The sequence below is a fragment of the Schumannella sp. GW821-FHT10F01 genome, from assembly GCF_058809295.1.
The window spans coordinates 1-23,923 of the sequence record NZ_JBXASM010000010.1; the positions used below are offsets into that span (position 1 = coordinate 1).

19 protein-coding genes and 1 pseudogene are annotated in these 23,923 nt (G+C 74.9%); 8 read left to right on the forward strand and 12 right to left on the reverse strand.

The window, feature by feature from the left end; genetic code table 11:
* The 3 genes from AC1RSJ_RS12115 to AC1RSJ_RS12125 all read right to left on the reverse strand — a co-directional run.
* Positions 1 to 1,027 (reverse strand): P-loop NTPase (locus AC1RSJ_RS12115; RefSeq protein ID WP_493118645.1); only part of this gene is annotated, 1,027 nt, incomplete at its 3' end.
* Positions 1,020 to 1,556, reverse strand: coding sequence for a DUF1003 domain-containing protein (locus AC1RSJ_RS12120; protein ID WP_493118646.1), 537 nt, complete (start codon positions 1,554 to 1,556; stop codon positions 1,020 to 1,022). The genes AC1RSJ_RS12120 and AC1RSJ_RS12115, both read right to left, overlap by 8 nt.
* Entirely contained in the window at positions 1,537 to 2,856 is a 1,320-nt protein-coding gene (locus tag AC1RSJ_RS12125; RefSeq protein ID WP_493118647.1) for a magnesium transporter MgtE N-terminal domain-containing protein, read from the reverse strand. Before AC1RSJ_RS12125 ends, AC1RSJ_RS12120 begins: the two co-directional genes overlap by 20 nt.
* Positions 2,857 to 2,958: 102 nt before the next feature.
* On the opposite strand from AC1RSJ_RS12125, the gene AC1RSJ_RS12130 reads away from it, so the two are divergent.
* On the forward strand, positions 2,959 to 3,453 hold the full coding sequence (locus AC1RSJ_RS12130) for a YflT domain-containing protein (RefSeq protein WP_493118648.1): 495 nt from the start codon (positions 2,959 to 2,961) through the stop codon (positions 3,451 to 3,453).
* Between the two features lie 85 nt (positions 3,454 to 3,538).
* Here AC1RSJ_RS12130 and AC1RSJ_RS12135 read toward each other — a convergent pair whose 3' ends face one another.
* Both AC1RSJ_RS12135 and AC1RSJ_RS12140 read right to left on the reverse strand, forming a co-directional pair.
* Positions 3,539 to 5,041: an aminopeptidase P family protein gene (locus AC1RSJ_RS12135; RefSeq protein ID WP_493118649.1), complete on the reverse strand. Its 1,503-nt coding sequence runs from the start codon at positions 5,039 to 5,041 to the stop codon at positions 3,539 to 3,541.
* 27 nt (positions 5,042 to 5,068) lie between these two features.
* Positions 5,069 to 6,073: an endonuclease/exonuclease/phosphatase family protein gene (locus AC1RSJ_RS12140; RefSeq protein ID WP_493118650.1), complete on the reverse strand. Its 1,005-nt coding sequence runs from the start codon at positions 6,071 to 6,073 to the stop codon at positions 5,069 to 5,071.
* Positions 6,074 to 6,106: 33 nt separating this feature from the next.
* On the opposite strand from AC1RSJ_RS12140, the gene AC1RSJ_RS12145 reads away from it, so the two are divergent.
* Positions 6,107 to 6,997 carry a PHP domain-containing protein gene (locus AC1RSJ_RS12145; RefSeq protein ID WP_493118651.1) on the forward strand — a complete coding sequence of 297 codons (891 nt, stop codon included), beginning with the start codon at positions 6,107 to 6,109 and terminating at the stop codon, positions 6,995 to 6,997.
* Positions 6,998 to 7,081: 84 nt separating this feature from the next.
* On the opposite strand, the gene AC1RSJ_RS12150 is transcribed toward AC1RSJ_RS12145, so the two are convergent.
* Positions 7,082 to 8,497 (reverse strand): DEAD/DEAH box helicase, encoded by a 1,416-nt coding sequence (locus AC1RSJ_RS12150; protein WP_493118767.1) that lies wholly within the window; start codon positions 8,495 to 8,497, stop codon positions 7,082 to 7,084.
* 127 nt (positions 8,498 to 8,624) lie between these two features.
* On the opposite strand from AC1RSJ_RS12150, the gene AC1RSJ_RS12155 reads away from it, so the two are divergent.
* The gene (locus tag AC1RSJ_RS12155; protein ID WP_493118652.1) at positions 8,625 to 9,344 is read left to right on the forward strand and encodes a ferritin-like fold-containing protein; all 720 of its coding nucleotides are present in this window, start codon (positions 8,625 to 8,627) and stop codon (positions 9,342 to 9,344) included.
* A 54-nt stretch (positions 9,345 to 9,398) separates the two neighbouring features.
* Here the strand turns inward: AC1RSJ_RS12155 and AC1RSJ_RS12160 are convergent, their stop codons facing one another.
* On the reverse strand, positions 9,399 to 9,704 hold the full coding sequence (locus tag AC1RSJ_RS12160; protein WP_493118653.1) for a hypothetical protein: 306 nt from the start codon (positions 9,702 to 9,704) through the stop codon (positions 9,399 to 9,401).
* 1 nt (position 9,705) lies between these two features.
* Positions 9,706 to 9,930, reverse strand: a complete 225-nt coding sequence (locus tag AC1RSJ_RS12165; RefSeq protein WP_493118654.1) for a DUF3107 domain-containing protein — start codon at positions 9,928 to 9,930, stop codon at positions 9,706 to 9,708.
* Positions 9,931 to 10,083: 153 nt separating this feature from the next.
* On the opposite strand from AC1RSJ_RS12165, the gene AC1RSJ_RS12170 reads away from it, so the two are divergent.
* Complete coding sequence (locus AC1RSJ_RS12170; RefSeq protein WP_493118655.1) at positions 10,084 to 13,239, forward strand: PD-(D/E)XK nuclease family protein; 3,156 nt, start codon at positions 10,084 to 10,086, stop codon at positions 13,237 to 13,239.
* A gap of 8 nt (positions 13,240 to 13,247) precedes the next feature.
* Positions 13,248 to 16,487, forward strand: coding sequence for an ATP-dependent DNA helicase (locus AC1RSJ_RS12175; RefSeq protein ID WP_493118656.1), 3,240 nt, complete (start codon positions 13,248 to 13,250; stop codon positions 16,485 to 16,487).
* Here the strand turns inward: AC1RSJ_RS12175 and AC1RSJ_RS12180 are convergent.
* Positions 16,471 to 17,310, reverse strand: a complete 840-nt coding sequence (locus AC1RSJ_RS12180; RefSeq protein WP_493118768.1) for a LysR substrate-binding domain-containing protein — start codon at positions 17,308 to 17,310, stop codon at positions 16,471 to 16,473. The genes AC1RSJ_RS12175 and AC1RSJ_RS12180 overlap by 17 nt on opposite strands.
* A 111-nt stretch (positions 17,311 to 17,421) precedes the next feature.
* On the opposite strand from AC1RSJ_RS12180, the gene AC1RSJ_RS12185 reads away from it, so the two are divergent.
* Entirely contained in the window at positions 17,422 to 18,762 is a 1,341-nt protein-coding gene (locus tag AC1RSJ_RS12185) for an MFS transporter (RefSeq protein WP_493118657.1), read from the forward strand.
* A gap of 105 nt (positions 18,763 to 18,867) precedes the next feature.
* Here AC1RSJ_RS12185 and AC1RSJ_RS12190 read toward each other — a convergent pair whose 3' ends face one another.
* Positions 18,868 to 19,317: a hypothetical protein gene (locus tag AC1RSJ_RS12190; protein ID WP_493118658.1), complete on the reverse strand. Its 450-nt coding sequence runs from the start codon at positions 19,315 to 19,317 to the stop codon at positions 18,868 to 18,870.
* 87 nt (positions 19,318 to 19,404) lie between these two features.
* Positions 19,405 to 20,388: a phosphotransferase gene (locus AC1RSJ_RS12195; RefSeq protein WP_493118659.1), complete on the reverse strand. Its 984-nt coding sequence runs from the start codon at positions 20,386 to 20,388 to the stop codon at positions 19,405 to 19,407.
* Positions 20,389 to 20,462: 74 nt separating this feature from the next.
* On the opposite strand from AC1RSJ_RS12195, the gene nudC reads away from it, so the two are divergent.
* Both nudC and AC1RSJ_RS12205 read left to right on the forward strand, forming a co-directional pair.
* On the forward strand, positions 20,463 to 21,404 hold the full coding sequence (nudC, locus tag AC1RSJ_RS12200) for an NAD(+) diphosphatase (RefSeq protein ID WP_493118660.1): 942 nt from the start codon (positions 20,463 to 20,465) through the stop codon (positions 21,402 to 21,404).
* A 7-nt stretch (positions 21,405 to 21,411) separates the two neighbouring features.
* Positions 21,412 to 23,196 (forward strand): ATP-dependent helicase, encoded by a 1,785-nt coding sequence (locus AC1RSJ_RS12205; RefSeq protein ID WP_493118661.1) that lies wholly within the window; start codon positions 21,412 to 21,414, stop codon positions 23,194 to 23,196.
* Here the strand turns inward: AC1RSJ_RS12205 and AC1RSJ_RS12210 are convergent.
* A pseudogene (locus AC1RSJ_RS12210) lies at positions 23,138 to 23,905 on the reverse strand (TOMM precursor leader peptide-binding protein); the annotation flags it as partial. The gene AC1RSJ_RS12205 and the pseudogene AC1RSJ_RS12210 overlap by 59 nt on opposite strands.
* Positions 23,906 to 23,923 lie beyond the last annotated feature (18 nt).

Consider the following 23,923-nt stretch of genomic DNA (forward strand, 5'->3'; position numbering starts at 1 on the left):
GGGCCGCGATGGCCGCGGCGGCCGGATCCGCGGGCGCCGCGGCGACGACCGGCGCGCCCGCGTCGCCGCCCTCGCGCAGCGGCACGCTGAGCGGGATGCGCGCGAGCACGTCGACCTCGAGCCGCCGCGCGACCTCGTCGCCGCCGCCCGAGCCGAACAGCTCGCCGGTCATGTTCTCGACCACGCCGAGCACGGTCTGCCCGAGCTGTCGAGCGGCCAGGCCGCTGCGCTCGGCGACGTCGGCGGCGGCGAGCTGCGGCGTCGTCACGACGAGCACCTCCGCGTTCGGCAGCAGCTGGCCGAGCGAGATCGCCACGTCGCCGGTGCCCGGCGGCAGGTCGAGCAGCAGCACGTCGAGGTCGCCGTAGTAGACGTCCGTCAGGAACTGCTGCATCGTGCGGTGCAGCAGCGGCCCGCGCCACGACACCGCGCGGCCGCTGCGCGAGTCGTCGAGGAACATGCCGATCGAGATGACGCGGATGCCGGAGCCGCCCGGCACGTCCACGACCGGGGGCAGGATCATGCCGCCGACCTGCGTCGGCTTCGCGCCGGGGATGCCGAGGATGCCGGGGATCGAGTAGCCGAAGACGTCCGCGTCGACGAGCCCGACCCGCAGCCCGCGGGCGGACAGCGCGACGGCGAGGTTCGCGGTGACGCTCGACTTGCCGACGCCGCCCTTGCCGCTCGTCACGGCGATCACCCGGGTCAGGGTGCCGGGGCCGAACGGCATCGTCCGCACACCGCGCAGCCGCGTGACGAGGGCCTCGCGCTCCGCGGGCGTCATGACGCCGAGCTCGAGCCGCACCTCGTCGACACCCGGCACGGCCGCGGCGGCGGCGCGCACATCCCGCTCGATCCGGTCGGCGGCGGGGCATCCGACGATCGTCAGGCGCAGATCGATCTCGGCGGCGCCGTCGACGACACGGGCGCCCGCGATCATGTCGAGGTCGGCGAGCGGCCGCCGGATCTCCGGATCGAGCACCGCCCCGACCGCCGCGCGCAGGCGGGCGTCGAGGTCGTCAGTCACGCGATCGGGCCCTGTCCGACCCGCCCTCGCGCTCCTTGTCGAGCTCCTCGAGCATGGAGCGCAGCTCGTCGCGGATGAAGTCCTTCGTCGCGACGTCCTGCATCGCGAGCCGCAGCGCCACGATCTCGCGGGCGAGGTACTCGGTGTCGGCGAGGTTGCGCTCCGCGCGCTGACGGTCCTGCTCGATCTGCACGCGGTCGCGGTCGTCCTGCCGGTTCTGCGCGAGCAGGATCAGGGGAGCGGCGTACGAGGCCTGCAGCGACAGGATCAGCGTGAGCAGCGTGAAGTTCGTCACCGAGGGGTCGAAGCGGAGGCTCTCGGGCGCCGCCGAGTTCCAGATCAGCCAGAGCACGACGAAGACCGTCATGCCGATCAGGAAGAAGCTCGTGCCCATCGCCCGGGCGAACGACTCGGAGAACCGGCCGAAGCGGTCGTTGCCGCCCCCGCGGCGGAGCACGGCGGAGAGTCCGCGGCGCGAGCCGCGCGGCTCCTCGAGCCGGCGGTCGCGGTCAGCGTCGACGCGGGCCATCGGCGGTCCTCCGTCCTCGGATCGGGATCATGCCCGTGCTGGTCGTCACGGGCGGGGGCTGTTCGTCGCCCGAGGTACTTCGCCAGTCGTCGGGCAGCAGGTAGTCGAGGACGTCGTCGATGGTCACCACCCCGACGAGCCGGTGCTTCTCGTCCACCACGGGCAGGGAGACGATGTTGTAGGAGGCGAGGATTCGCGACACCTCGGCGGCGCTGGTCTCCGGGCGCACCGGCTCCAGCCCCGGGTCGAGCAGGGTGCCGAGGCGCTCCATCGGCGGGTAGCGGAGCATCCGCTGGAAGTGCACCACGCCGAGGAACCGGCCCGTCGGCGACTCGTACGGCGGCAGCGTGACGCAGATGGCGGCGCCGAGCGCCGGGGCGAGCTCGTGCCGGCGGATGAGGGCGAGGCCCTCCGCGACGGTCGCGTCGGCCGACACGATGATCGGCTCGGTGGTCATGAGGCCGCCGGCCGTGTCGGTGTCGTAGGCGAGCAGGAAGCGGACGTCCTCCGCCTCCTCGGGCTGCATGAGCTCGAGCAGCGCCTGGCCCTTCTCGTCGGAGAGCTGGCCGATGAGGTCGGCGGCGTCGTCCGGCTGCATCCGGTCGAGCACGTCGGCGGCGCGCTCGTCGGCGAGGTGGCTGATGAGCTCCACCTGCTGGTGCTCGGGCATCTCCTCGAGGGCGTCCGCGAGCCGCTCGTCCGGCAGCTCCTCGGCGACCTCGCGGCGGCGCTCCTCCGGCAGGTCGAGCAGCGTGGAGGCGAGGTCGGCGGGCAGCAGCTCGGAGTAGGTCGCGATGAGCTGCTCGGCCGACTGCGACTCGCCCGGCGTCGTCTTCTCGCGCACCTGGTCCCAGCGCGCGAACATGGTCTTGCCGCGCCCGAACGGCGCCCCCGCGGTGCGGGGACGGCGGAGGAAGAGCTCGCTGACGCTCCACTCGCCGGGGCCGGTCTCCTCGATGGCGACGTCCTCGATGGCCGCCTCGCCGGAGCGGTCGCGCAGCACCACCTTGCGGTCGAGCAGCTCCGCGATCACGCGGACCTCGCCGCCGCGCTGCTCGAAGCGGCGCAGGTCGATGAGGCCGGACGCGATGATCTGCCCGGAGCCGATGCTGGTGACCTGGTTGATGGCCATGAACACCCGGCGCTTGCCGGGCACCTCGACGATGATCCCGGTCACGGTGGGCGGGTCGTCGGTGCGGTAGACCACGAGCACGTCGCGGACCTTGCCGACCTTGTCGCCGGCGTCGTCGAAGACGCTCCGCCCGGCGAGCCGGGCGACGAAGACTCGGGCGGCGCTCACACGGAAACCCTACTCGCGCGCGGTGTCCATCCCGGCCCGCCGACGGCGCCGCGCGCGGGGATTCCCAGGCGGCGGCGCGGGCGTTCCTGCCAGAATCGGCGCATGACGAATCCCGGACTCTTCGGCCCCCGCCGAGCCGCCCAGCCCAGCGTCCCCCGCGGCGATGTGCTCGGCACCTACGACACCTACCCCGAGGCGCAGGCGGTCGTGGAGCGGCTCGCGCAGCACGAGGAGTTCCCGATCGACGCCCTGAGCATCCTCGGCAACGACCTCAAGACCGTCGAGCGCGTGACCGGGCGCCTGAGCTACCCGCGCGCCGCGCTCGCCGGTGCCGCGAGCGGCCTCTGGTTCGGCCTGTTCGTCGGCCTGTTCTTCCTGCTCACCGGCGGCGGGCTGCAGTTCCTCATCGTCGCCATGCTCATCGGCGCGGCGTTCGGCCTGCTGTTCGGCGTGATCAGCTACGCGGTCACGCGCCGCCAGCGCGACTTCGCCTCGCAGTCGCAGGTGCTCGCGTCGAACTACCAGGTGATCGTCAAGCCTGAGCTGACCGCCCGCGCCGAGCAGCTGCTCGCGCAGGGACCGCCGCAGCAGCAGTAGCGCTCACGACGGCCCCGTTCGGCGCTTGCGGACGGGGGCGCGCTCGTCCGCGAGCGCCGGAACCGTCCTCGGCGGGCTCGGCGACTCAGCGACCCGCGAGCCAGGCCTCGACCTCGTCGGCGGTGCGGGGGATCGCGGCCGAGAGGTTCTCGGCACCGTCGGACGTGACGACGATGTCGTCCTCGATGCGCACGCCGATGCCGCGCAGCTCCTCGGGCACGGTGAGGTCGTCGGGCTGGAAGTACAGGCCCGGCTCGATCGTGAACACCATGCCCGGCTCGAGCACGCCGTCGAGGTAGAGATCGCGACGGGCCTGCGCGCAGTCGTGCACGTCGAGCCCGAGGTGGTGCGAGGTGCCGTGCACCATGTACCGCCGGTGGTACTGCGCGTCCGGATCCAGCGACTCCTCGGCGCTCACCGGCAGCAGGCCCCACTCGGCGGTGCGGCGCGCGATGACCTCCATCGCCGCGGCGTGCACCTCGCGGAAGCGGATGCCGGGCCGCACGATCGCGAACGCCGCGTCGGCGGCCTCCCGCACCGTCTCGTACACGCGGCGCTGCACCTCGGTGAAGGTGCCCGACACCGGGAGGGTGCGGGTGATGTCGGCGGTGTAGAGGCTGTCGATCTCCACGCCGGCGTCGAGCAGGATGAGGTCGCCCGGGGCGACCGGCCCGTCGTTGCGAGTCCAGTGCAGGATGCAGGCGTGCGGGCCGCTCGCGGCGATCGTGTCGTAGCCGACCGCGTTGCCGTCGGCGCGGGCCCGGCGGTTGAACGTCCCCTCGACGAGGCGCTCGCCGCGCGGGTGGGCGACGATCTGCGGCAGGTCGGCGATGACGTCGCCGAAGCCCTGGCGGGTCGCCTCGATCGCGTCGCGCAGCTGGCCCAGCTCCCAGTCGTCCTTCACGAGCCGGAGCTCGCTGAGGTCGCGGAGCAGCTCGGCGTCGCCGTCCTCGTCGATCTCGTCCACGCCCTCGGTCGCAAGCAGCCGCACGCCGTCGAGTCGGTCGGTGAGGTCGCGATCGGCCTCGCGCACGACGAGCGCGTCGGATCCCGAGCCCTCGAGCACGGCGGCGACGTCGGCGAGATCGCGGGTCGCGAGGCCGAGGTCGGCGGCGACGTGGGCGAGCGAGGGACGGGGGCCGACCCAGAACTCGCCGATCTCGGGGTTCGCGTAGAACTCGTCGGTGCCGCGGCCCGCCGGGGAGCGGAAGTAGAGGGTGGCGACGTGGCCGTCGGCGCTCGGCTCCAAGACGAGCACGCTGCCTGGCACGGCGTCCGTGCCCCAGCCGGTCAGGTGCGAGAACGCGGAGTGCGCGCGGTACGGGTAGTCGGTGTCGTTGCTGCGCACCTTCGCCGGGCCGGCCGGGATGATGAGGCGGCGTCCGGGGTGCAGCGCCGAGATGCGACGGCGGCGCTCCGCGGCCGGATCGGCGGCCTCGCGCGGCGCCGGGACCGGCTCGTCGCGGTCGGCCCAGCCGCTCGAGACCCAGTCCGCGAACACGCCGCTCCTCGGCGTGGTCGACCGGTTGCCGGTGGCGCGCGGCGTCTCGGCCGGGGTGGCGGGTGCAGGGGTCGTCTCGGAGGCCATGCCTCCATTCTCCACCCGGCGCGCGACTCAGCCCGTGTGCTGGAGGTGGGCGACCACGGGGCGGTGATCGCTGCCGGCGTCGTCCTGGTCCTCGATGACGTCGAAGCGGGTGAAGGTCCAGTCCGATCCGGCGACGACGTGGTCGATCGCCGTGCCGAGGCTGACGGGCAGGTCCGTCGGCCAGGTGCCGAGCGCGGCCGAGCCGGCCTCGCGGGCGCCGTCGCGGCATCCGCCCAGCACGCCGCCGTCACGGCCGAGCGCGCCCCAGTGGTCGAGGGTCGAGTTGAAGTCGCCGGCCATGATCACGTCGGGGTCGGTGCAGTGGTCGGCGAGCCACTTCAGGCCGACGCGCCAGTTCGCCATCTGCCCCTGCACGGGCGCGACGGGATGCGCGGCGACGATCGTCGGGCCGTCGCCGTCGACCGGCTCGAACACGCCGCTCGGGATCACCGGCGTCGAGCTCGCCGTGGCCAGCCGGTAGCGGCCGAGCTCCGAGCTGACGAGCAGCGACGTGGTGCGCGCCTTGAGCACCTTGTCGAAGTAGCGGTTGTGCACGCCCATCGGCCGCCCGGACTGCGCCATGAGGTCCGCGACGGCGGCCGCGGTCTCGGCGCTCGTCTCCGGCAGCACCACGATGTCCGCCCGCTCGCGGAGGGCGAGCGCGGCGATGCGCTCGGCGCCGGGCTCGTCGCCGCGGGTGTTCCAGCTCAGCACGGTGACGTCGTCGTCCGCGGCCGCGGTCGCGGATCCGCCCCAGCCGCGCACCGACAGCACGGCGCCCTCGACCGCGGCGAACGCGAGCACGATCGCGGCGATCAGCGCGAGGCCGCGGCGCGCGCGCTTGACGGCCAGTGCGAGCAGCGCGAACGCGATCGCGGCGCCGAGCGCGGCCAGGCCGGCGATGGCGCGGAACGAGACGAGCTGCGCGACGCCCGGCTGCCGCTCGATGCCGATCAGCTGCGGCCATCCGAGGAGCACCAGGCCGACGACGAGCGCCGCGAGCAGGACGACGGCGAGGACACGACGGAGCATGGCCCCGCGAGACTAACGACCTAGCATGTGAGGATGCCAGCGCCGAGCCCCGCCGACGACGTCGCGGCGGCGTCGCCGCACGCGCGCATCGACCTGCACACGCACTCGTCGGCGTCCGACGGCACCGAGACCTCGGGCCGCGTGATCGCGCAGGCGGTGGCCGCCGGGCTCGACGTCGTGGCCCTCACCGACCACGACTCGACGGCCGGCTGGGCGGAGGCGTTCGACGCCGCGCGCGGCACGGGCATCGTGGTCGTGCCGGGCATCGAGCTCTCGACGCAGCTCGACTACGCGAGCGTGCACGTGCTCGGCTACCTCATCGACCCGGACCACCCGGAGCTCGTCGCCGCCATGCACGAGCTGCGCGAGGAGCGCCTGCACCGGGCCGAGACGATGGTCGGGCGCATCGGCCGCGACTACGACCTCACCTGGGACGACGTGCTCGCGCAGACGAGCCCCGGCGCCACCGTCGGCCGCCCGCACATCGCCGACGCGCTCGTCGCGAAGGGGCACGTGAGCGACCGCACGGCGGCGTTCGAGAGCATCCTGCACTGGCGCGGCGGCTACTACCAGCCGCACCGCGCTCCGGCGCCCGCCGTCGGCGTCCGCCTGGTCCGCGCCGCCGGCGGGGTGCCGGTGATCGCGCATCCGGGCGCCCGCGGTCCGCAGCGCGTGCTGGCGGGCCGGATGGGCGAGCTCGTCGACGCCGGACTCGCGGGCCTCGAGATCGCCCACCGCGACAACCCGGAGGCCGCGCGGCGGTCGTGGTCGGAGGTAGCCGCCCGCTACGGGCTGATCACGACCGGCTCGAGCGACTACCACGGCGCCGGCAAGCCGAACCGGCTCGGCGAGAACCTGACCGCCCCGGCGCAGTACGACCGGATCGTGGCCGCCGGCACCGGATCGGTGCCGTTCCGCGGCTGACGGTCGCGCGTGCCCGGCCCCGGACGCAGCAGGGCGCCGGGATCCCGGAGGATCCCGGCGCCCGGGAGTGCTGCGTGCTGCACGCTACGCCGTGGGGGGCGTCGCGGGCGCGCCGCCCGATGCGCCGCCGCGGCGGCGGCGGGTGCGGCGGCGACGGGCCGGGGTGGCGCCGTCGTGCGTGCCGCCGCCCTCCGAGCGGGTCGGCTCCTCCGAGGAGGGCTGGTCGCCGTGGGCGTGGGCTCCGCCGGAGCGGGTGCGCGAGCGGGACGAGCCGGACCGGGATCCCTCGCCGCGCGCGGAGTCGCGGGACGAGTCCCGCGCCGGTCGCTCGGTGTGCGGTGCAGCGGGGGACGGCTTGAGCCGGCCCTTCACGCCCGCGGGGATCGAGAGCTCCTCGAACAGGTGCGGCGACGACGAGTACGTCTCGCGCGGCTCCGGCTGCCCCATGTCGAGGCCCTTGTTGATGAGCGCCCACTTGTGCAGGTCGTCCCAGTCGACGAAGGTCACGGCGATGCCGGTCTTGCCGGCGCGGCCCGTGCGGCCCGCGCGGTGCAGGTAGGTGTCCGGGTCGTCCGGCACGGTGTGGTTGATCACGTGCGTGACGTCGTCGACGTCGATGCCGCGCGCGGCCACATCCGTCGCGATGAGCACGTCGCGCTTGCCGGCCTTGAAGCCCGCCATCGAGCGCTCGCGCGCCTCCTGGCTCATGTCGCCGTGCACGGCGCCCGCGTTGAAGCCGCGGTCGTTGAGCTCCTCGACCAGCTTCGCGGCCGCGCGCTTCGTGCGGGTGAAGATCACGGTCTTGCCGCGGCCCTCCGCCTGCAGGATGCGCGAGATGACCTCGTCCTTGTCCAGGCTGTGGGCCCGGTAGACCATGTGCTTGATGTTGGCCTGCGTCAGGCCCTCGTCGGGGTCGGTCGCGCGGATGTGGATCGGCCGGTTCATGAAGCGGCGCGCGAGCGCGACCACCGGGCCGGGCATCGTCGCCGAGAACAGCATGGTGTGGCGGGTCGCCGGCGTCTGGGCGAACAGCTTCTCGACGTCGGGCAGGAAGCCCAGGTCGAGCATCTTGTCCGCCTCGTCGAGCACCATCGTCTGCACGCCGGCGAGGCTGAGCAGGCGCTGGCCGGCGAGGTCGAGGAGACGGCCGGGCGTGCCCACGACGATCTGCGCGCCGTCCTTGAGCTGCTCGACCTGGCCCTCGTAGGCCTTGCCGCCGTAGATGGCGACGATCTTGGTGGGGCGGTTGGAGGCGGCGAGCTCGAGGTCCTCCGCCACCTGCACGCAGAGCTCGCGGGTCGGCACGACGACGAGCGCCTGCACTCCCGGAGCCGGGTCGGGGCCGAGCGACTGGATGAGCGGCAGGCCGAACCCGAAGGTCTTGCCGGTGCCCGTCTTCGCCTGGCCGATGATGTCCTGGCGGGACAGGCCCAGGGGGATGGTCTGCGTCTGGATCGGGAAGGGCTCGATGATGCCCTTCGCCGCCAGCGCGTCGACCATGTCCTGGTCGATCTTGAGTTCGCTGAACGTCACGGAATGCCTTCGTAATAGGAGAGGCCAGTCTACCGGGGCGATGCCCGGCGGGCCGACGTGCGGGTCCGCGCGCCGTCGCCTCTACGATTGACGGGTGGCGAACTGGTTCCGGCGGCGGCGTCCGCGCCCCGCTGAGTCGCCGCGACTCGGCCGCGAGCAGACGATCACCGCGAAGGTCGAGCTCGCGGATCTCGCGCCGGACCCCGTCGACTTCCTCGGTCTCGCCGCCTATCTCGAGCTCGCCCTGTTCGAGGACGTGTCGCGGGCGATCGCCGCTGCGCCCACCACGGAGGCGAAGTCGGCGCTGAGCCGCGTGGCGTCGCCGCACCTCGCCGCGCATGAGGGGCTCGTGGCCGAGCTGCGCTCGCACGGCGCCGACCCGGCGGAGGCGATGGACCCGCACCGGCGCGACCTCGACGACTACCAGCGCCGCACGCAGGGGCAGGACTGGTACGAGAACCTCGTCACCTGCTACATCACGGCCGGCTTCCTCACCGACTTCTTCCTCGGGCTGGCGGCCGGGCTGCCGCGCGACCTCCGCGACCGCGTGGTCGCGCTGCTCGACGTGGAGGCCGGCGAGGAGGTGCTCGTCGCCGAGCTGCGCGACGCCGTCGACGGCAACGCGCGCCTGGCCTCGCGGCTGGCGATGTGGGGCCGGCGCCTGGTCGGCGACACGATGCTCGTCGCGCGCAGCGCGCTCGGCATCGACGAGGCCGGGCACGTGCGGCCGGGGGAGGCGCGCATCGAGCCCGTCTTCACGGAGCTGGTCGCCGCGCACACGCGCCGGATGGACGCGCTCGGGCTGACGGCCTAGCGCCGGGCCGCGGTTGTCGCGTCCGGCGAAGCCGGTCCGCTCCGCCGCGCCGGGTCAGGCGACGCGGCCGCCCGAGAGCGAGTGCAGGCGGTCGCGGTCGATCCGCGCGCGCATCCGGTCGACGAGGATCGCGACGGCGGTGGACACGATCACGGCGCCGCCGATCGCGGCGACCCAGATCCAGGTGCCGTCGGCCTTGAGCCCCGCCCAGGTCAGCGCGACCCAGAGCGCCGCCGCCGTGACCGCGCCCACGGCCGGCAGCAGGAACAGGCCGTAGCTGCCGCGCCCCGGGAGCGCGTAGCGCAGCACGTAGCCGGCGCCGAGCCCGATGACGGTGACGTAGATGAACTCGGCGGGCATGTCAGGCGACGAAGCCGACGCGGCGCTCGGACTCGCTGCCGACCTCGAGGTAGGCGAAGGAGGCGGTGGGCACGATGTAGACGCGGCCCTTGGCGTCGGCGAGCTTGATGTACCTGCCCTCGGACTCGAGGGCCGCCGACACGACCTTCTCGACCTCCGCGGCGGTCTGCGAGGTCTCGAACGCGATCTCGCGGGGGGAGTTGGCGATGCCGATGCGAATGTCCACGGTGCGAGGATACGGCAGGCGCGGGGCCGCTCCGCCGCCGTTTCACCCTGAGCAGAACGCCGGGAAGCGCCGGACTCCCGGACGAGGCCGTCGCCGCCGCGCCGCGCGGCGGCACCCGGTCGCGGTGTCGTCCGGACCGGTTAGCGTGGCCGCGTGACAGGCACCCGGTTCCAGGCGGCGCGTGCCGACGCCGCGGGACTCGAGCTCGATGCCGGCCAGCGCGCCGTCGTCGAGCTGCCCGCCGACGCGAGCGCCGCCGTGCTCGGCGCGCCCGGCACCGGCAAGACCACGACGCTGCTGGAGCTCGCGGCCGCACGGGTCGCCGCCGGCGCCAGTCCGGACGAGCTGCTCGTGCTCGCGCCGTCGCGGCAGACGGCGACCCGGCTGCGCGACGACCTCGCGCTCCGGCTCGGGGTGCCGACCGACGGACCCCGCGTGCGCACGGTCGCCTCGCTGGCGTTCGAGATCACCTCGTCCGCCGCACGTCGCGCCGGCGCCCCGGCACCCCGGCTCATCACCGGCGGCGAGCAGGACGCCGACCTCGCCGCCCTGCTCGAGGGCGAGCTCGAGACCGGGAGGGGAGCCGGCTGGCCCGACCATCTCGGCCCAGCGACCCGCCGGCTGCGCGTCTTCCGCACCGAGCTGCGCGAGCTGCTCGGCCGGATGACGGAGCGCGGCTTGGACCCGTCCAGCCTCGCGGCGGTCGCCGCCGAGACGGGGCGGCCGGAGTGGGCGGCCGCCGCGCGCTTCCTGGCCGGCTACCTCGACGTCGTCAGCTCCGTCCGACCCGGGCAGCTCGACTCGGCGGAGCTCGCGCGGTTCGCGGTCGGCGCGATCGAGGCCCGCACGGCGGGGGAGCGCATCGACCGCCTCCGCCTCGTGCTCGTCGACGACCTCCAGGAGGCGACGGAGGCCGGGCTCGGCGTGCTGCGCGCGCTCGCCGCAGTCGGGGTTCCCGTCGTCGCGTTCGGCGATCCGGATGTCGCCGCCAACGCGTTCCGCGGCGGCGAGCCCGACGCCCTGGGCACGCTCGGCGCGGTGCTCGGCGTGCCGGTGCGCACGCTCGTGCTCGACCGCGTCCACCGGCACGGCGGCGGGATCCGCGAGCTCGTGTCCCTCGCGGCCGGCCGCATCGGCACCGCCGCGGCGGGCACCCAGCGCGCCGCGGCACCGGCCGAGGGCGCCGACGGCGTCGTGGAGCGGGTGACCGCCCTGTCGCCGGCGCGCGAGTCGGCCGCCATCGCCCGGCTGCTGCGCGAGGAGCACCTCCTCGGCGGCGTGCCGTGGAGCCGGATGGCGGTCGTCACCCGCAGCGGCGCGCGCGCCCCGGTGCTCGCCCGCAGCCTCACCGCCGCCGACGTGCCGACCCGCGGCGGATCCGGCGGCGTCGCGCTCCGCGACGAGTCCGCGGCCCGCGCGCTGCTGCGCGTCGTCGACGTCGGCATCGGCCGGGCCCCGCTCGATGCCGAGGCCGCTGAGGAGCTGCTGCTCGGTCCGTTCGGCGGCCTCGACGCGCTGCGCCTCCGCCGGCTGCGCCGTGCGCTCCGGGCCGAGGAGCTCGCCGGCGGCGGCGCGCGCTCGGCCGGCGAGCTGCTCGCGGAGGCGCTCGCCGCTCCGGCGCACCTCGCGACGATCGACTCGCTCGCCGGCCGCCGCGCGACCTCGCTGGCCGAGACGCTGGCCGACGTCCGCGCGTCCGACGGGTCCGTCGAGGACCTGCTCTGGCTGGTCTGGGATCGCAGCCGGCTCGCCGAGCCGTGGCGGCGGCAGGCGCTCGGCGCGGGCATCGCGGCCGCCGAGGCCAACCGCGACCTCGACGCGGTCGTGGCCCTGTTCACCTCGGCCAAGCGGTTCGCCGAGCGCCGGCCGGACGTGCCGGCGTCGGAGTTCCTCGCGGAGGTGCTCGACGCGGAGGTGCCGGAGGACATCCTGACGCCGCGCAGCCTCGACGACGCCGTCACGGTGACGACGCCGTCGGGGCTCGTCGGCACGGAGTTCGACGTGGTGGTGATCGCGGGGCTGCAGCAGGGCGTCTGGCCGAACATGCGCCCGCGCGGCACGCTGCTCGCGCCCCAGCGGCTCGCCGTCTCGCGCGACCCGGGCTCGGCCACGCTCGACGAGCGCCGGCTCGTGCTCGACGACGAGCTGCGGATGTTCGTGCTCGCCGTGTCGCGGGCGACCCGCCGCGTCGTGCTCAGCGCCGTGGCCAACGACGACGAGCAGCCGAGCGCGCTGTTCCGGGTCGGCGAGCCGCCCGAGCCGGACGAGTCAGCGGCGGGGGCGGCGACGTCGCGGGATGCTGCCGTGCGGCTTCCGCTGACGCTGCGCTCCGCGGCCGGTGCGCTGCGGCGGCTCGCGGCCGAGACGCGCGATCCACGGCTCCGCGACGCGGCGATCTCGACGCTCGCGCTGCTCGCGGAGGAGCGGGTGCCGGGGGCCGATCCGTCCGACTGGCTCGGGCTGCTGCCGGCCTCGACGGAGCGCCCGCTGTTCGACGGCGAGACGGTGCACCTGTCGCCCTCGAAGGTGGAGCAGATCGAGGACTCGGTGCTCGACTGGTTCCTCGAGCGGATCGCGGGCGGCGACGCCGGCATCTACGCGAGTGTCGGCACGATCGTGCACTGGGCGATGGAGACCGCGGAGGACCCGGCCGTCGACGCGCTCTGGGCCGCGATCGAGTCGCGCTGGGACGAGCTCGTGTTCGACGCCCCGTGGCTCGCGGAGCGGCACCGCCGCATCATGCGCCGGATGGCCGAGGGCGTGTCGTCGTACCTCCGCGCCGGGGCGGCCGCCGGCGTCACCCTCGTCGCGGCGGAGGGCGGCTTCGAGCTCGAGCTCGACGGGGCGCTCGTGCGCGGCAAGATCGACCGGATCGAGCGCGCCGCCGACGGGTCCGTCGCGATCGTGGACCTCAAGACCGGCACCACGCAGCCGACGAAGGCGCAGGTGCCGGAGCACCCGCAGCTCGGCGCCTACCAGCTCGCCTACGCCCTCGGGACGCTCGACGAGGCGCTCGCGCCGCACGGCGAGCACCGCGCCGGCGGCGCGCGGCTGCTGTTCGTGCAGACGAAGAACAAGAAGCCCTACGACCAGCACGACCAGGCGCCGTACGACGCGGAGGCGCTCGAGCGGATGCGCGCCCGGCTCGAGCAGGCCGCCTCGCTCCTCGCCCGCGCGGAGTTCCGTGGCCTCATCGAGGTCGCCGACCGGGGCCAGGTCGACAAGACCGGGTTCCGGATCCAGCGGGTGCCGGCCGTGACCAGCGACCGCATCGCGCTCGAGGGAGACGAGGACCGCCGGGATGCCTGAGCGCCGACATGCCTGACGCCCGCGAGATCGCGCAGCGCCTCGAGCTGCCGCAGCCCACCGACCAGCAGCAGGCCGTGATCGAGAGCGCCCCGGACCGGCCGGCGCTCGTCATCGCCGGCGCCGGCAGCGGCAAGACCGAGACGATGGCGGCCCGCGTGCTCTGGCTGCTCGCCAACGACCACGTCGCGCCGGACGGCATCCTCGGCCTCACCTTCACGCGCAAGGCGGCGGGCGAGCTCGGGCTGCGCATCCGCCGCCGCATCCGCCAGCTCGCCGACCGCGGCATGCTGCCCGGCGGGCACGACCCGTTCGCCGAGCCGGTCGTCGCGACCTACAACTCGTTCGCGAACACGATCTACGGCGACTACGCCGCGCTGCTCGGCCGCGACGCCGACGGCCCGCTGCTCGGCGAGGCGGCGGCCTGGCAGCTCGCGCGCTCCGTCATCCTCGCGAGCGGCGACCCGCGGCTGCCGGAGCTCGACCGCGGGCTCGACAGCCTCGTCGACGCCGTGCTCGAGCTGAGCCGCGCGATCGCGGAGAACGTGGTCGACGTGGACGCGCTGCGCGCCCTCGCCGCGGACTTCGGCACGCTCGCCGACCTGCCGCCGGGCGGCAAGGGCGCCTACGCGGAGGTCGAGTCGTGGGCGTCGCGCGTCGCGTCCCTCGACGTGCTCGTCGAGCTCGCGACCGCGTACGACGCGGAGAAGCGCCGCCGCAGCGCGGTCGAGTACTCCGACCAGGTCGCGCTCGCGCTCGAGGCGGTGCGCATCCGCCCGGCGATCGCCGACGAGCTGACGTCGCGGCACCGCATCGTGCTGCTCGACGAGTACCAGGACACCTCGGTCGTGCAGACCGACCTGCTCCGGCGGCTGTTCGCGGCGCACCCGGTCATGGCGGTCGGCGACCCGAACCAGTCGATCTACGGCTGGCGCGGCGCCAGCGCCTCGAACCTCGGCGCGTTCGCCGACGCGTTCGGGGTGACCGATCCGGTGTTCCACCTCTCGACCAGCTGGCGGAACGGCCGCGACATCCTCGCGGCCGCGAACCTGCTCGTGACGCCGCTGGCCGCGGGCTCCCGCGTGGAGGTGCCGCCGCTCGAGTCGCGGGCGGATGCGAGCGCCGAGCCGGTCGACGTGCGGTATCCGGAGACGCTCGACGACGAGGCGGACGCCGTCGCGACCTGGCTGCGGGACCGCGTCGGCACGCGCACCGCGCCCGTCGTGGACGCGGCGGGGCGGCGGCCGTCCGCGGCCGTGCTGTTCCGGGCGCGTCGGACTCAGACCCGGTTCCTGCAGGCACTGCGCCGCCTCGACGTGCCGTACCACGTGCTCGGCATCGGGGGGCTGCTGCAGGAGCCGGAGGTCGCCGACCTGGTCAGTGCGCTCGGCGTGATCGACGATCCCGGCGCGGGCCTCGAGCTCGTCCGGCTGCTGGCCGGCCCGCGCTGGCGCGTCGGCGCGGCGGACCTCGAGGGACTCCGGGTCGCCGCCGGGTGGCTCGAGCACCGCGACGACGCGCAGCACGCCTACGCGGACGAGGTGCGCGAGCGGATGCGGCAGTCGGTCGCGCCCGGCGACGGCGGCTCGCTCGTCGATGCGCTCGACGTGCTGGAGCGGGCACGGGATGGGCATCCGGCGTTCGAGGCGATCAGCCCGACCGGGCGCGAGCGGCTCCGCGACGCGGCCGGCGTGCTCCGCCGACTGCGCGAGCGCGCCGGCTGGGAGCTGCGCGACCTCGTCAGCTCGGTGGAGCACGAGCTGCTGCTCGATGTCGAGGTGGCGGCCAACCCGTACCGCTCCGCCGAGGCGGCGGCGATGGAGGCCTTCGACGACGCGCTGCGGGGGTACGTCGATCTGGCCGAGACCGCGACGCTGCGCGGCTTCCTCTCCTGGCTGCGGGCCGCGGAGAAGAAGGAGGACCTGGCGCCGCGTCCCGAGCCGCCGGAGCCCGGCACCGTGCAGGTGCTCACGATCCACGGCTCGAAGGGCCTGGAGTGGGACGCCGTCGCCGTGCCGCGGCTCGTCGCGGGGGAGCTGCCCGGGCTGTCGCAGGAGACGATGGGCTGGCTGTCGTTCGGCGCGCTGCCGTACGACTTCCGCGGCGATCGCGCCGACCTCCCGGTGCTCGCCTGGCGCGCCGCCGAGACCCGGAAGGACCTCATCGATCGGGTGGCGGACTTCAAGGCGCAGGTGAAGGACCGCTTCGAGGCGGAGGAGCGCCGCCTCGCCTATGTCGCCGTCACGCGCGCTCGCGACAGCCTGCTGCTCTCCGGCTCGTACTGGGCGGGTCAGCAGAAGTCCCGCGAGCCGAGCACGTACCTGACCGAGCTGCGCGACGCGGGCATCGTGTCCGGGCTGCCGGAGGGCACGCTCCGCGAGGAGCGCCCCGAGGACGCGGACCCCGACACCTTCCTCTGGCCGCCGGATCCGCTCGGCGGACGCCGCGCCGGCGTCGAGCGGCTCGCGGCCGCCGTCCGCGGCGCGACCCCGGAGCTCGCCGGTCCGTGGGCGGAGGACGTGCGGCTGCTGCTGGCGGAGCGCGACGCGCACGCGGCGGCGGCGGGGCGGATCGCGCTGCCGGCGCGCATCCCCGCGTCGCGGTTCAAGGACTTCGTCTCGACGCCCGACGAGGTCGCCGGCGCGATGCTGCGGCCGATGCCCGAGCGGCCGTACCGGGCGACCCGCCTCGGCACGCTGTTCCACGCCTGGGTCGAGCAGCGCTACGGGATGGCCGGCGGATCGGACGAGCTCGACGCCGAGACGTTCGAGCTGGACGGCGTCGCGGACGCGGACGCGGCACCCGACGACGCGGCGGCGCTCGCCGCGCTGCAGGAGACGTTCGCGCGATCGCGATGGGCGACCCGTCGTCCGGTCGAGGTGGAGCGCGAGATCCACCTGCCGTTCGCCGGGCGGATCGTGATCTGCAAGATCGACGCGATCTACGCCGTCGGCGACCGCTTCGAGGTCGTCGACTGGAAGACCGGCAAGGCGCCGAAGGACGAGGCCGACCTGCAGCGCAAGCAGCTGCAGCTGGCCCTCTACCGGCTCGCCTACGCGCGCTGGAAGGACATCGACCCGTCGCGCATCGACGCCGCGTTCTACTTCGTCGCCGAGGACCGGGTGATCGAGCCGCCGCACATCGACTCGGAGGAGGAGCTGCTCGCGCAGTGGCGCGAGGCGTTCCCCGAGGGCGGCGACGGCAGCGTGCTGCTCCGCGCCGCCGGGGAGGCCGCTACCGGCTCGAGGTGATCGCCGAGATCAGCGCTTCGACCGGCTCGCGCGGCGCCCGCGGGCTGTCGAGCAGCGTGAAGTCCACCTCGCCGAGCTGCGGCAGGCCCCACGACTGCGGCACCGGGTCGAGGTCGGCCGGCACCATGTTCCGCGGGAAGACGGCGACGCCGATGCCGGCCCGGGCGGCGGCGCTGATGCCGCTGACCTCCCGTGCGTTGCAGGTGATCCGCCAGCTGCGGCCGGCGTCCTCCAGCGCCTGGATCATCGCCGCGCGCGACAGGCTCGGCGCCTGGTAGACGATGAGCGGCACGGGCCGGGTGGCGTCGAGCTGCAGCGAGCGGTGCGCCACCCAGACGAGCCGCTCGCGGCGCACCAGCCGTCCGTCCGGCAGCCCGCTGTCCTGCTTGATGTAGACGAGGTCGAGCTGGCCGGCCTCGAGCCGGCGGGTCAGCGCGTACGACTGCGCGACCGTGAGCTCGAGGTTGATCTGCGGGTAGAGCTGGCGGAAGTCGCGGAGGATCTGGGGCAGCTGGGTCAGGGCCAGGTCGTCCGCCGAGCCGAAGCGCAGCCGGCCGCGCATGGCGGACCCCGTGAAGTACGCCGCGGCCTCGTCGTGCGCGGCGAGGATCGTGCGCGCGAAGCCGAGCATCGCGTCCCCGTTGTCGGTGAGCGCGACGCGGCGGGTGTCGCGGATCAGCAGCGCCCGCCCGGCGGTCGTCTCGAGCTTCCTGACGTGCTGGCTCACGGTCGGCTGGCTGAGCCGCAGCAGCTCGCCGGCCCGGGTGAAGCTCAGCGTGTCGGCGACGGCGACGAAGGTGCGCAGCAGCTGCGGGTCGAACATCCGGTGCTCCCGATCTCGGCGGCCCGACGGACCGGTCATTGACGGATCTTATGAGACTAATAGCCGGTATTCGCCGATCCAATGCTGAGGGCGTCCGTAGGCTCGGTGGACGTGACCGCGACGATGCAGATCCCCACCCAGTCCCCGGAGTTCGGGACGGTCACCGAGCCCATCCCGGTGCTGAGCCGGCGGCCCCGCTGGAGCGACACCTTCGGCGCGCTGCGCGCCTACAACTACCGGCTCTACATCGCCTCGATGCTGTTCGCCAACGTCGGCGGCTGGATGGCGCGCATCGCGATCGACTGGCTCGTGCTCGAGCTCACCGGCAACGTCGCGCTCGTCGGGCTGGCGGTCACCCTCCAGTTCGCGCCGACCCTGTTCCTCGGCCCCTGGGCGGGTGTGATCTCCGACCGCTTCCGCCGGCACCGCACCCTGCTGTTCTGCCAGTCGTGGGGCACCGTCGCGAACGCCGTGCTGGCCGTGCTCGTGCTGACGGGCGTCGTGCAGGTCTGGCACGTCTTCGCCGTGGCGCTCACGACGGGCGTCTCGATGGCGATCGACGGACCCAGCCGCTCGGCGTTCGTCTCGGAGATGGTGGGCACGCACCGGCTGCGCAGCGCGATCAGCCTCAACGCCACGATCTTCCACTTCTCCGGCCTCATCGGCCCCGCGATCAGCGGCGCGCTCATCGTGGTCGTCGGCTCCGGCTGGTCGGTCGCCATCAACGCCTCCACGAGCGCGATCGCCGTCGTCGCGCTGCTGCTCATGCGGCGCCGGGAGCTGGTGCGGGTGCCCCGTCCGGCCGCCCGGCGCGGCCAGATCCGGGAGGCGCTCGCGTACGTGCGCCGCAAGCCGACGATCATCTGGCCGCTGACGATGCTCGCCGCGGTCGCCGTGTTCGGGATGAACCTGCCGGTGCTGTTCACCGCCTCGGCGAACGGCACGTACGGCACCGGCGCGGCCGGCTACGGCCTGTACAGCTCGCTCGCGGCGTGCGGCGCGTTCATCGGTGCGATCCTGTCCACGCGCCGGCGCACGCTGCGCCTCCGCGTCATCGTCTTCGCCACGATCGGCTACGGCGCGATCACGATGTTCGCGGGCATCGCGCCGATCTACCCGCTCTTCCTCGGGGCCCTGGTCGGCATCGGCATCACCCGCCTGACCTTCGCCACCGCGGCGGAGTCGATGACCCAGCTCTCCACGAACCTGACCATCCGCGGCCGGGTCATGTCGTTCTACCTCATGACGATCACCGGCGGGCAGGCGCTCGGCGGCGTGATCGTCGGCGGCATCGCGGAGGCCTTCGGCGGCCAGGTCGCCTTCCTCATCGCCGGCGGGGTGCCGTGCCTCGCCGGGCTCGTCGGCGCCGCCGTGCTCGCGCACCGGCATCAGCTGCGCGTGCGGCTGTCGCCGCGCCGGGGCGTGCGGATCGTGACCCGCGCCGCGGCCTGAGACCGGCGGTCCCGCCCCCGCGCGCCGGATCCGCGCGGGCGGCGGGGCCGCTTCAGGACGTCGCACGACCGGAGGCGGCCCAGGCAGGCCGGACGGGCGGCGCGCTCAGCGGTCGTCCCACGCGTACCAGGCACCGTCGGCCTCGAACGCCTTCCAGTTGCCGCACGCCAGCCCGTCGGCAGGCACGTCGGCAGGCCACCAGGTCGCATCCGACGCGCCATCGCCCCCGAGCTCGGAGGGCGAGCAGTAGTCCGCCGTCACGCCCGCGTCGGAGTCGAAGCGGAACCAGGCGCCGGTCGCGGTGCTGAGGTCGTAGCGCAGGCGGATGTCGGTCGCGTCGTCGGGGACCAGGTTCGGCACGCGGTAGCCCTCCTCCGAGTCGGCGACGGCGGGCTGGTCGTCCCAGCGGAGGTCGGCGCGGCCCGTCGAGAGGTTCGCGGGCAGCTGGACGCAGCCGGTCAGGGTGACGGCGAGCAGGGCGGACGCCGCTGCGGAGACCGCGAGCGCGCGGACCTGGCCGGAACGGCGGGGACGGGGGAGGGGAGTGGATCGCATGCTCTCATCCGACCCGACCGGCGCGACGCGGGCGTCAGCGCACAGGACGATCCGGGTCCGCCGAGCGGACGACCGCGAGCGGCGGGGTCAGCCGACCTTCTCGACGCGGTCGAGCAGCGCCTCGACGTCGTGCACGGCGAGGATCGGCGCGGTCGCCGGGCCGATCGAGTTCATGAGGTCGCTCTGCACGTCGTCGACCAGGCCGTGCAGCATCTCGACGGCGTCGTCGACGACGGCGGTCTGCCGCGTCTCGGAGCCGTGCAGCAGCCACTTGGCGAGCTCGAGCTCGGAGTAGAGGGTCGCGCGCTGCGCGAGCCGCCGGTCGGCGGCGGGCCGGGCGTGGAGGTAGCCCGACAGCGCGTCGCCCGCGATGTCGCTGCGGCGGCCCGCGAAGAGCCACGCCAGGTCGCGCGCCGGGTCGGCCACGCGGAGCTCGTGCCAGTGCAGCAGGGCGGTGACCGCGTCGCCGTCGGTGAGCACGGCCTCCGTCGACAGCGCGCCGTGCACGACGGTCGGCTGGAACTGCCAGAGCTGGTCGTCGGCCAGCGCGGCCTGCCAGCGCTCGGCGAGGGCGGCGGGCAGCAGCCCGGTCCTGACGGAGCGCTCGACGACCGTCTGCGAGGTCTGGTGCGCGTGCACCGGCCCGAGGGAGGGCAGCCCGACCTCCGTGACGCAGCTCGTCGGCAGCTCGTGGACGGCGGCGATGGCGGTGCCGACCGCGGCGGCGAGGGCGGGTGACATCCGGGAGAGCGGGGTCTCGGATCCGGGCAGGTGCTCGGTGACGACCGCGCGCGTGCCGTCGACGGCCGCCTGACCGGCGCAGCTCGCGATCGCGAACGGGAGGCGCGAGCGGATGCCGCCGGTGAGCGCGCCGAGGGCGAGCAGCTCGGCGGACTGCCGGGCCTCCGCCTCGGGGCTGCGTGGCACTCGGATGACCCAGTCGTGGCGGTCGGCGCCCGCGAGCAGCGCCGAGTCGAAGGCGCTGCCGCGCAGCGGGGCGACGCCGATGACGTCGAGCCCGGGCACGGCCGAGGTGGCGAGCGCGGCTAGAGTGAGCGGGGACCTGGCCATGCCGACAGGGTAGGTCGCGAGTGGTCCCCGACGGCTCTGCGCCACGCCCTTCCGCCCACTCCCGATCGGCTCCGATGTCCCGCTCCTTCGCCTCGCGCCTTCCGCTGTCCCGTGCCGGACTCGATCGCGACGGGCTCTCCCGCGCCGCCGGCGTCGAGGTGCTCCGCGCCGAGGAGCACGCCCGCATGGTCGTGCTGCACGATGCGCGGATGCTGCTCGACGGCGAGCGGATCGCGCTGCTCGCCCCGGACGAGGTGCCCGCCGCCGAGCTCGTGCTCTACCTCGGCCGCACCACCGAGGCCGCGCCGGACGCCCCGCTCGGCGCGCCGGTGCTCGCGGCCGTGGTGGGCGACGACGCGGCCGCCGTCGTCGCCGCCGCCCCCGACCGGGAGTGGGGCGAGCTGCGGCGCATCGGCGCGACGCTGAGCGAGCGCGACGCCGGCATCTACACGGAGGCCCTCGGGCTCGCGAACTGGCACGCCGTCGCCGGCTTCGCGCCGAGCACCGGCCGCGCCACCGACATCGGACTCTCCGGCTGGATCCGCGTCGACCCGGAGACGAAGAAGGAGTTCTACCCGCGCACCGACGCCGCGATTATCGTCGGCATCACCGACGACCGCGACCGGATGCTGCTCGGCTCGAACGCGCTCTGGCCGGGCGGCCGCTTCTCGGTGCTCGCCGGATTCGTCGAGCCGGGGGAGTCGCTCGAGCAGGCCGTGCGCCGGGAGGTGTTCGAGGAGTCGGGCATCACCGTCGACGACCCGGTGTACCTCGGCAGCCAGCCCTGGCCGTTCCCCGCGTCGCTCATGCTCGGCTTCACCGCGCGCGTCGCCGAGGGCACGAGCTCGGAGCCCCGGCCAGACGGCGAGGAGATCCTCGAGCTGCGCTGGTTCGAGCGCGACGAGCTGACCGAGGCCGCGGCCTCCGGAGCGATCAAGCTGCCGGGCAGCTCGTCGATCGCCCGCGCGATCATCGAGCAGTGGCACGGCGGCGACCTGGGCGCCGACACCTGGTGAGGCGGCGGTGAGCGACCCGGCAGGGGAGCACGAGACGGATCCGGTCGATCCGTCGGCCCCCGAGCGGCTGCTCGACGGCCTCGACGACGGCCAGCGCACGGCGGCGACCTCGCTGCTCGGCCCGGTCTGCATCCTCGCCGGCGCGGGCACCGGCAAGACCCGGGCGATCACGCATCGCATCGCGTACGGCGTCGCGACCGGCGCGTACACGCCGGAGCGCGTGCTCGCGCTGACCTTCACGGCCCGCGCGGCCGGCGAGCTGCGGACCCGGCTGCGCGGGCTCGGCGCGACCGGGGTGCAGGCCCGCACCTTCCACGCCGCCGCGCTCTCGCAGCTCGGCTACTTCTGGCCGACCGTCGTCGGCGGCCCGGCGCCGCGGGTGATGCCGGCCAAGGCGTCCGCGGTCGGCGAGGCGGCCGACCGCCTGAAGCTCCGGCTCGACACGGCCGCGCTCCGCGACGTCGCCGGCGAGATCGAGTGGCGCAAGGTGTCGCGCCTCACGCCGGCCGCCTACGAGCGGGCGGCGCGCAGCCGCGACCTGCCGGCGGGGCTCGGGGTCGAGGCGATGCTCGAGCTGCAGGCCGGCTACGAGCGGGTGAAGGACGAGCGGCGGCGCATCGACTTCGAGGACGTGCTGCTCGCCACCGCCGGCATGCTCGAGGCGGAGCCGTCCGTCGCGGACGAGGTGCGCGAGCGCTACCGGTTCTTCGTCGTCGACGAGTACCAGGACGTCTCACCGCTGCAGCAGCAGCTGCTCGACCTGTGGCTCGGCCGCCGCACCGACCTCTGCGTGGTCGGCGACGCGAGCCAGACGATCTACTCCTTCGCCGGCGCGTCCGCCGACTACCTGCTCGGCTTCGGCTCGCGCTACGACGACGCGGTCGTGGTGCGGCTCGAGCAGAACCACCGCTCGGCGCAGCCGATCCTCGACGCGGCGAACCGCCTCATGCGCGACCGCGCGGGCGCGCTCGAGCTGCATCGGGCCTCCGGGGCGCCGGCCGACGAGGTCGCACCGGACATCGCGGCCCACGGCTCGGATGCCGACGAGGCGGAGGCGGTCGCCGCGTCCGTCGCCGCCGAGGTCGCGTCCGGCCTCCGCCCCGAGCGGATCGCGGTGCTCGTCCGCGTGAACGCGCAGGTGCCGGCGCTGGAGCAGGCGCTCGCGGCGCGCGGCGTGCCGACGCGGCCCCTCGCGGGCGCGCGCTTCTTCGACCACCCGGCCGTGCAGCAGGCGCTGCTGCTCCTCGGCAGCGTGGCGAACACGCCGTCGCCGGCGCCGCTGTTCCAGCGGGTCAGCGACGTGCTGCACTCGATGGGCTGGACGAGCTCGGCCCCGGCCGGCGGACCGGCGGAGCGCGAGAAGTGGGAGCTGCTGACCGCGCTCGTCGAGCTCGCCGACGCCGCGCCGGAGGGCACGACCCTGAAGCGGTTCGCGGCCGAGCTCGAGGATCGCCGCACCGCCCAGCACGAGCCCGCGGTCGCCGCCGTGACGATCGGCACCCTGCACGCGGCCAAGGGCCTGGAGTGGGACAGCGTGCACATCGTCGGGCTCGCCGAGGGGCTGCTCCCGGTGTCGTACGCGAAGACCTTCGACGAGATCGCGGAGGAGCGGCGGCTGCTCTACGTCGGCATCACGCGTGCGCGGCGGCGACTGGCCCTGAGCTGGGCGGAGCGCTACGGCGCGTCGCCGGCCGGGGCGGGGCGGCGGCGCGAGCCCAGCCGCTTCCTGGATGAGCTCCGCACGCGCACGCCGGATGCGGGGCGACCGGCCGCGCGACCACCTCGCCGGTGAGGGCGTCGAGCACGAGCTGATCGTGCGGGCCCGCGCCGGCGAGCGATGACAGCGCGGCACGGGTCGCCAGCGCCGCCGCCTCGGACGCGGCGAGCACCGGCAGCTCGGGCGCGGGCCGCGCGAGCAGCTGCGCGGCGATCGAGGGCCAGGCCGCGTCCGCGTCCGCCCGGGCGCGGTGCAGGCAGTACAGGCACGCCGTCTCGCCGGGCCGGATGAGCGGGCCGACGAGCACCACGCCGTCCGCCGCGACGACCGGCAGGTGCGGGATGTCCCGGCTCATCCACTCCACGGCGGCCCCGGGCGGCAGCACCCAGTCGGCGACGAGCACGACGGCGCCGAGCGGTCCGGTGTCGGGTGCCGCGCCGACACCGGCGAGCAGGCCCGCGATCCGTCCGGCGAGCGGACCGGCACCGAGCACGAGGCAGCCCGCCCGGACGGGCGCCGGGTCCGCCGTCTCCCGGATCGCCGGTGCGAGCCGCGCCAGCAGCCGGTCGACGGTGCCGCGCGCCGCGACGGCGTCCGCGGCACCGCCGAGTCCGGCGACGACCTCGAGCGCCGGGCGGGGAGCGCCGCCGCGGAGCGCCTCCAGCACGAGCTCCTCGGCGCGGCCGACGCGGTCGAGGATCAGCGGCTCGCGCTCCACGCCGAGCTGCAGGGAGTCGGGGGTGCGCCACACCAGCGGCACGGCCGGATCGAGGCGCAGCACCATGCCGTCAGGATGCCGCGG

Coding starts and splice junctions, on each gene's coding strand:
- AC1RSJ_RS12120 (WP_493118646.1), bottom strand. CDS start 1,556: ATGGCCCGCGTCGACGCTGACCGCGACCGCCGGCTCGAGGAGCCGCGC.
- AC1RSJ_RS12130 (WP_493118648.1), top strand. CDS start 2,959: ATGACGAATCCCGGACTCTTCGGCCCCCGCCGAGCCGCCCAGCCCAGC.
- AC1RSJ_RS12135 (WP_493118649.1), bottom strand. CDS start 5,041: ATGGCCTCCGAGACGACCCCTGCACCCGCCACCCCGGCCGAGACGCCG.
- AC1RSJ_RS12140 (WP_493118650.1), bottom strand. CDS start 6,073: ATGCTCCGTCGTGTCCTCGCCGTCGTCCTGCTCGCGGCGCTCGTCGTC.
- AC1RSJ_RS12145 (WP_493118651.1), top strand. CDS start 6,107: ATGCCAGCGCCGAGCCCCGCCGACGACGTCGCGGCGGCGTCGCCGCAC.
- AC1RSJ_RS12150 (WP_493118767.1), bottom strand. CDS start 8,497: ATGGTCGACGCGCTGGCGGCGAAGGGCATCATCGAGCCCTTCCCGATC.
- AC1RSJ_RS12160 (WP_493118653.1), bottom strand. CDS start 9,704: ATGCCCGCCGAGTTCATCTACGTCACCGTCATCGGGCTCGGCGCCGGC.
- AC1RSJ_RS12175 (WP_493118656.1), top strand. CDS start 13,248: ATGCCTGACGCCCGCGAGATCGCGCAGCGCCTCGAGCTGCCGCAGCCC.
- AC1RSJ_RS12180 (WP_493118768.1), bottom strand. CDS start 17,310: ATGTTCGACCCGCAGCTGCTGCGCACCTTCGTCGCCGTCGCCGACACG.
- AC1RSJ_RS12190 (WP_493118658.1), bottom strand. CDS start 19,317: ATGCGATCCACTCCCCTCCCCCGTCCCCGCCGTTCCGGCCAGGTCCGC.
- AC1RSJ_RS12195 (WP_493118659.1), bottom strand. CDS start 20,388: ATGGCCAGGTCCCCGCTCACTCTAGCCGCGCTCGCCACCTCGGCCGTG.
- nudC (WP_493118660.1), top strand. CDS start 20,463: ATGTCCCGCTCCTTCGCCTCGCGCCTTCCGCTGTCCCGTGCCGGACTC.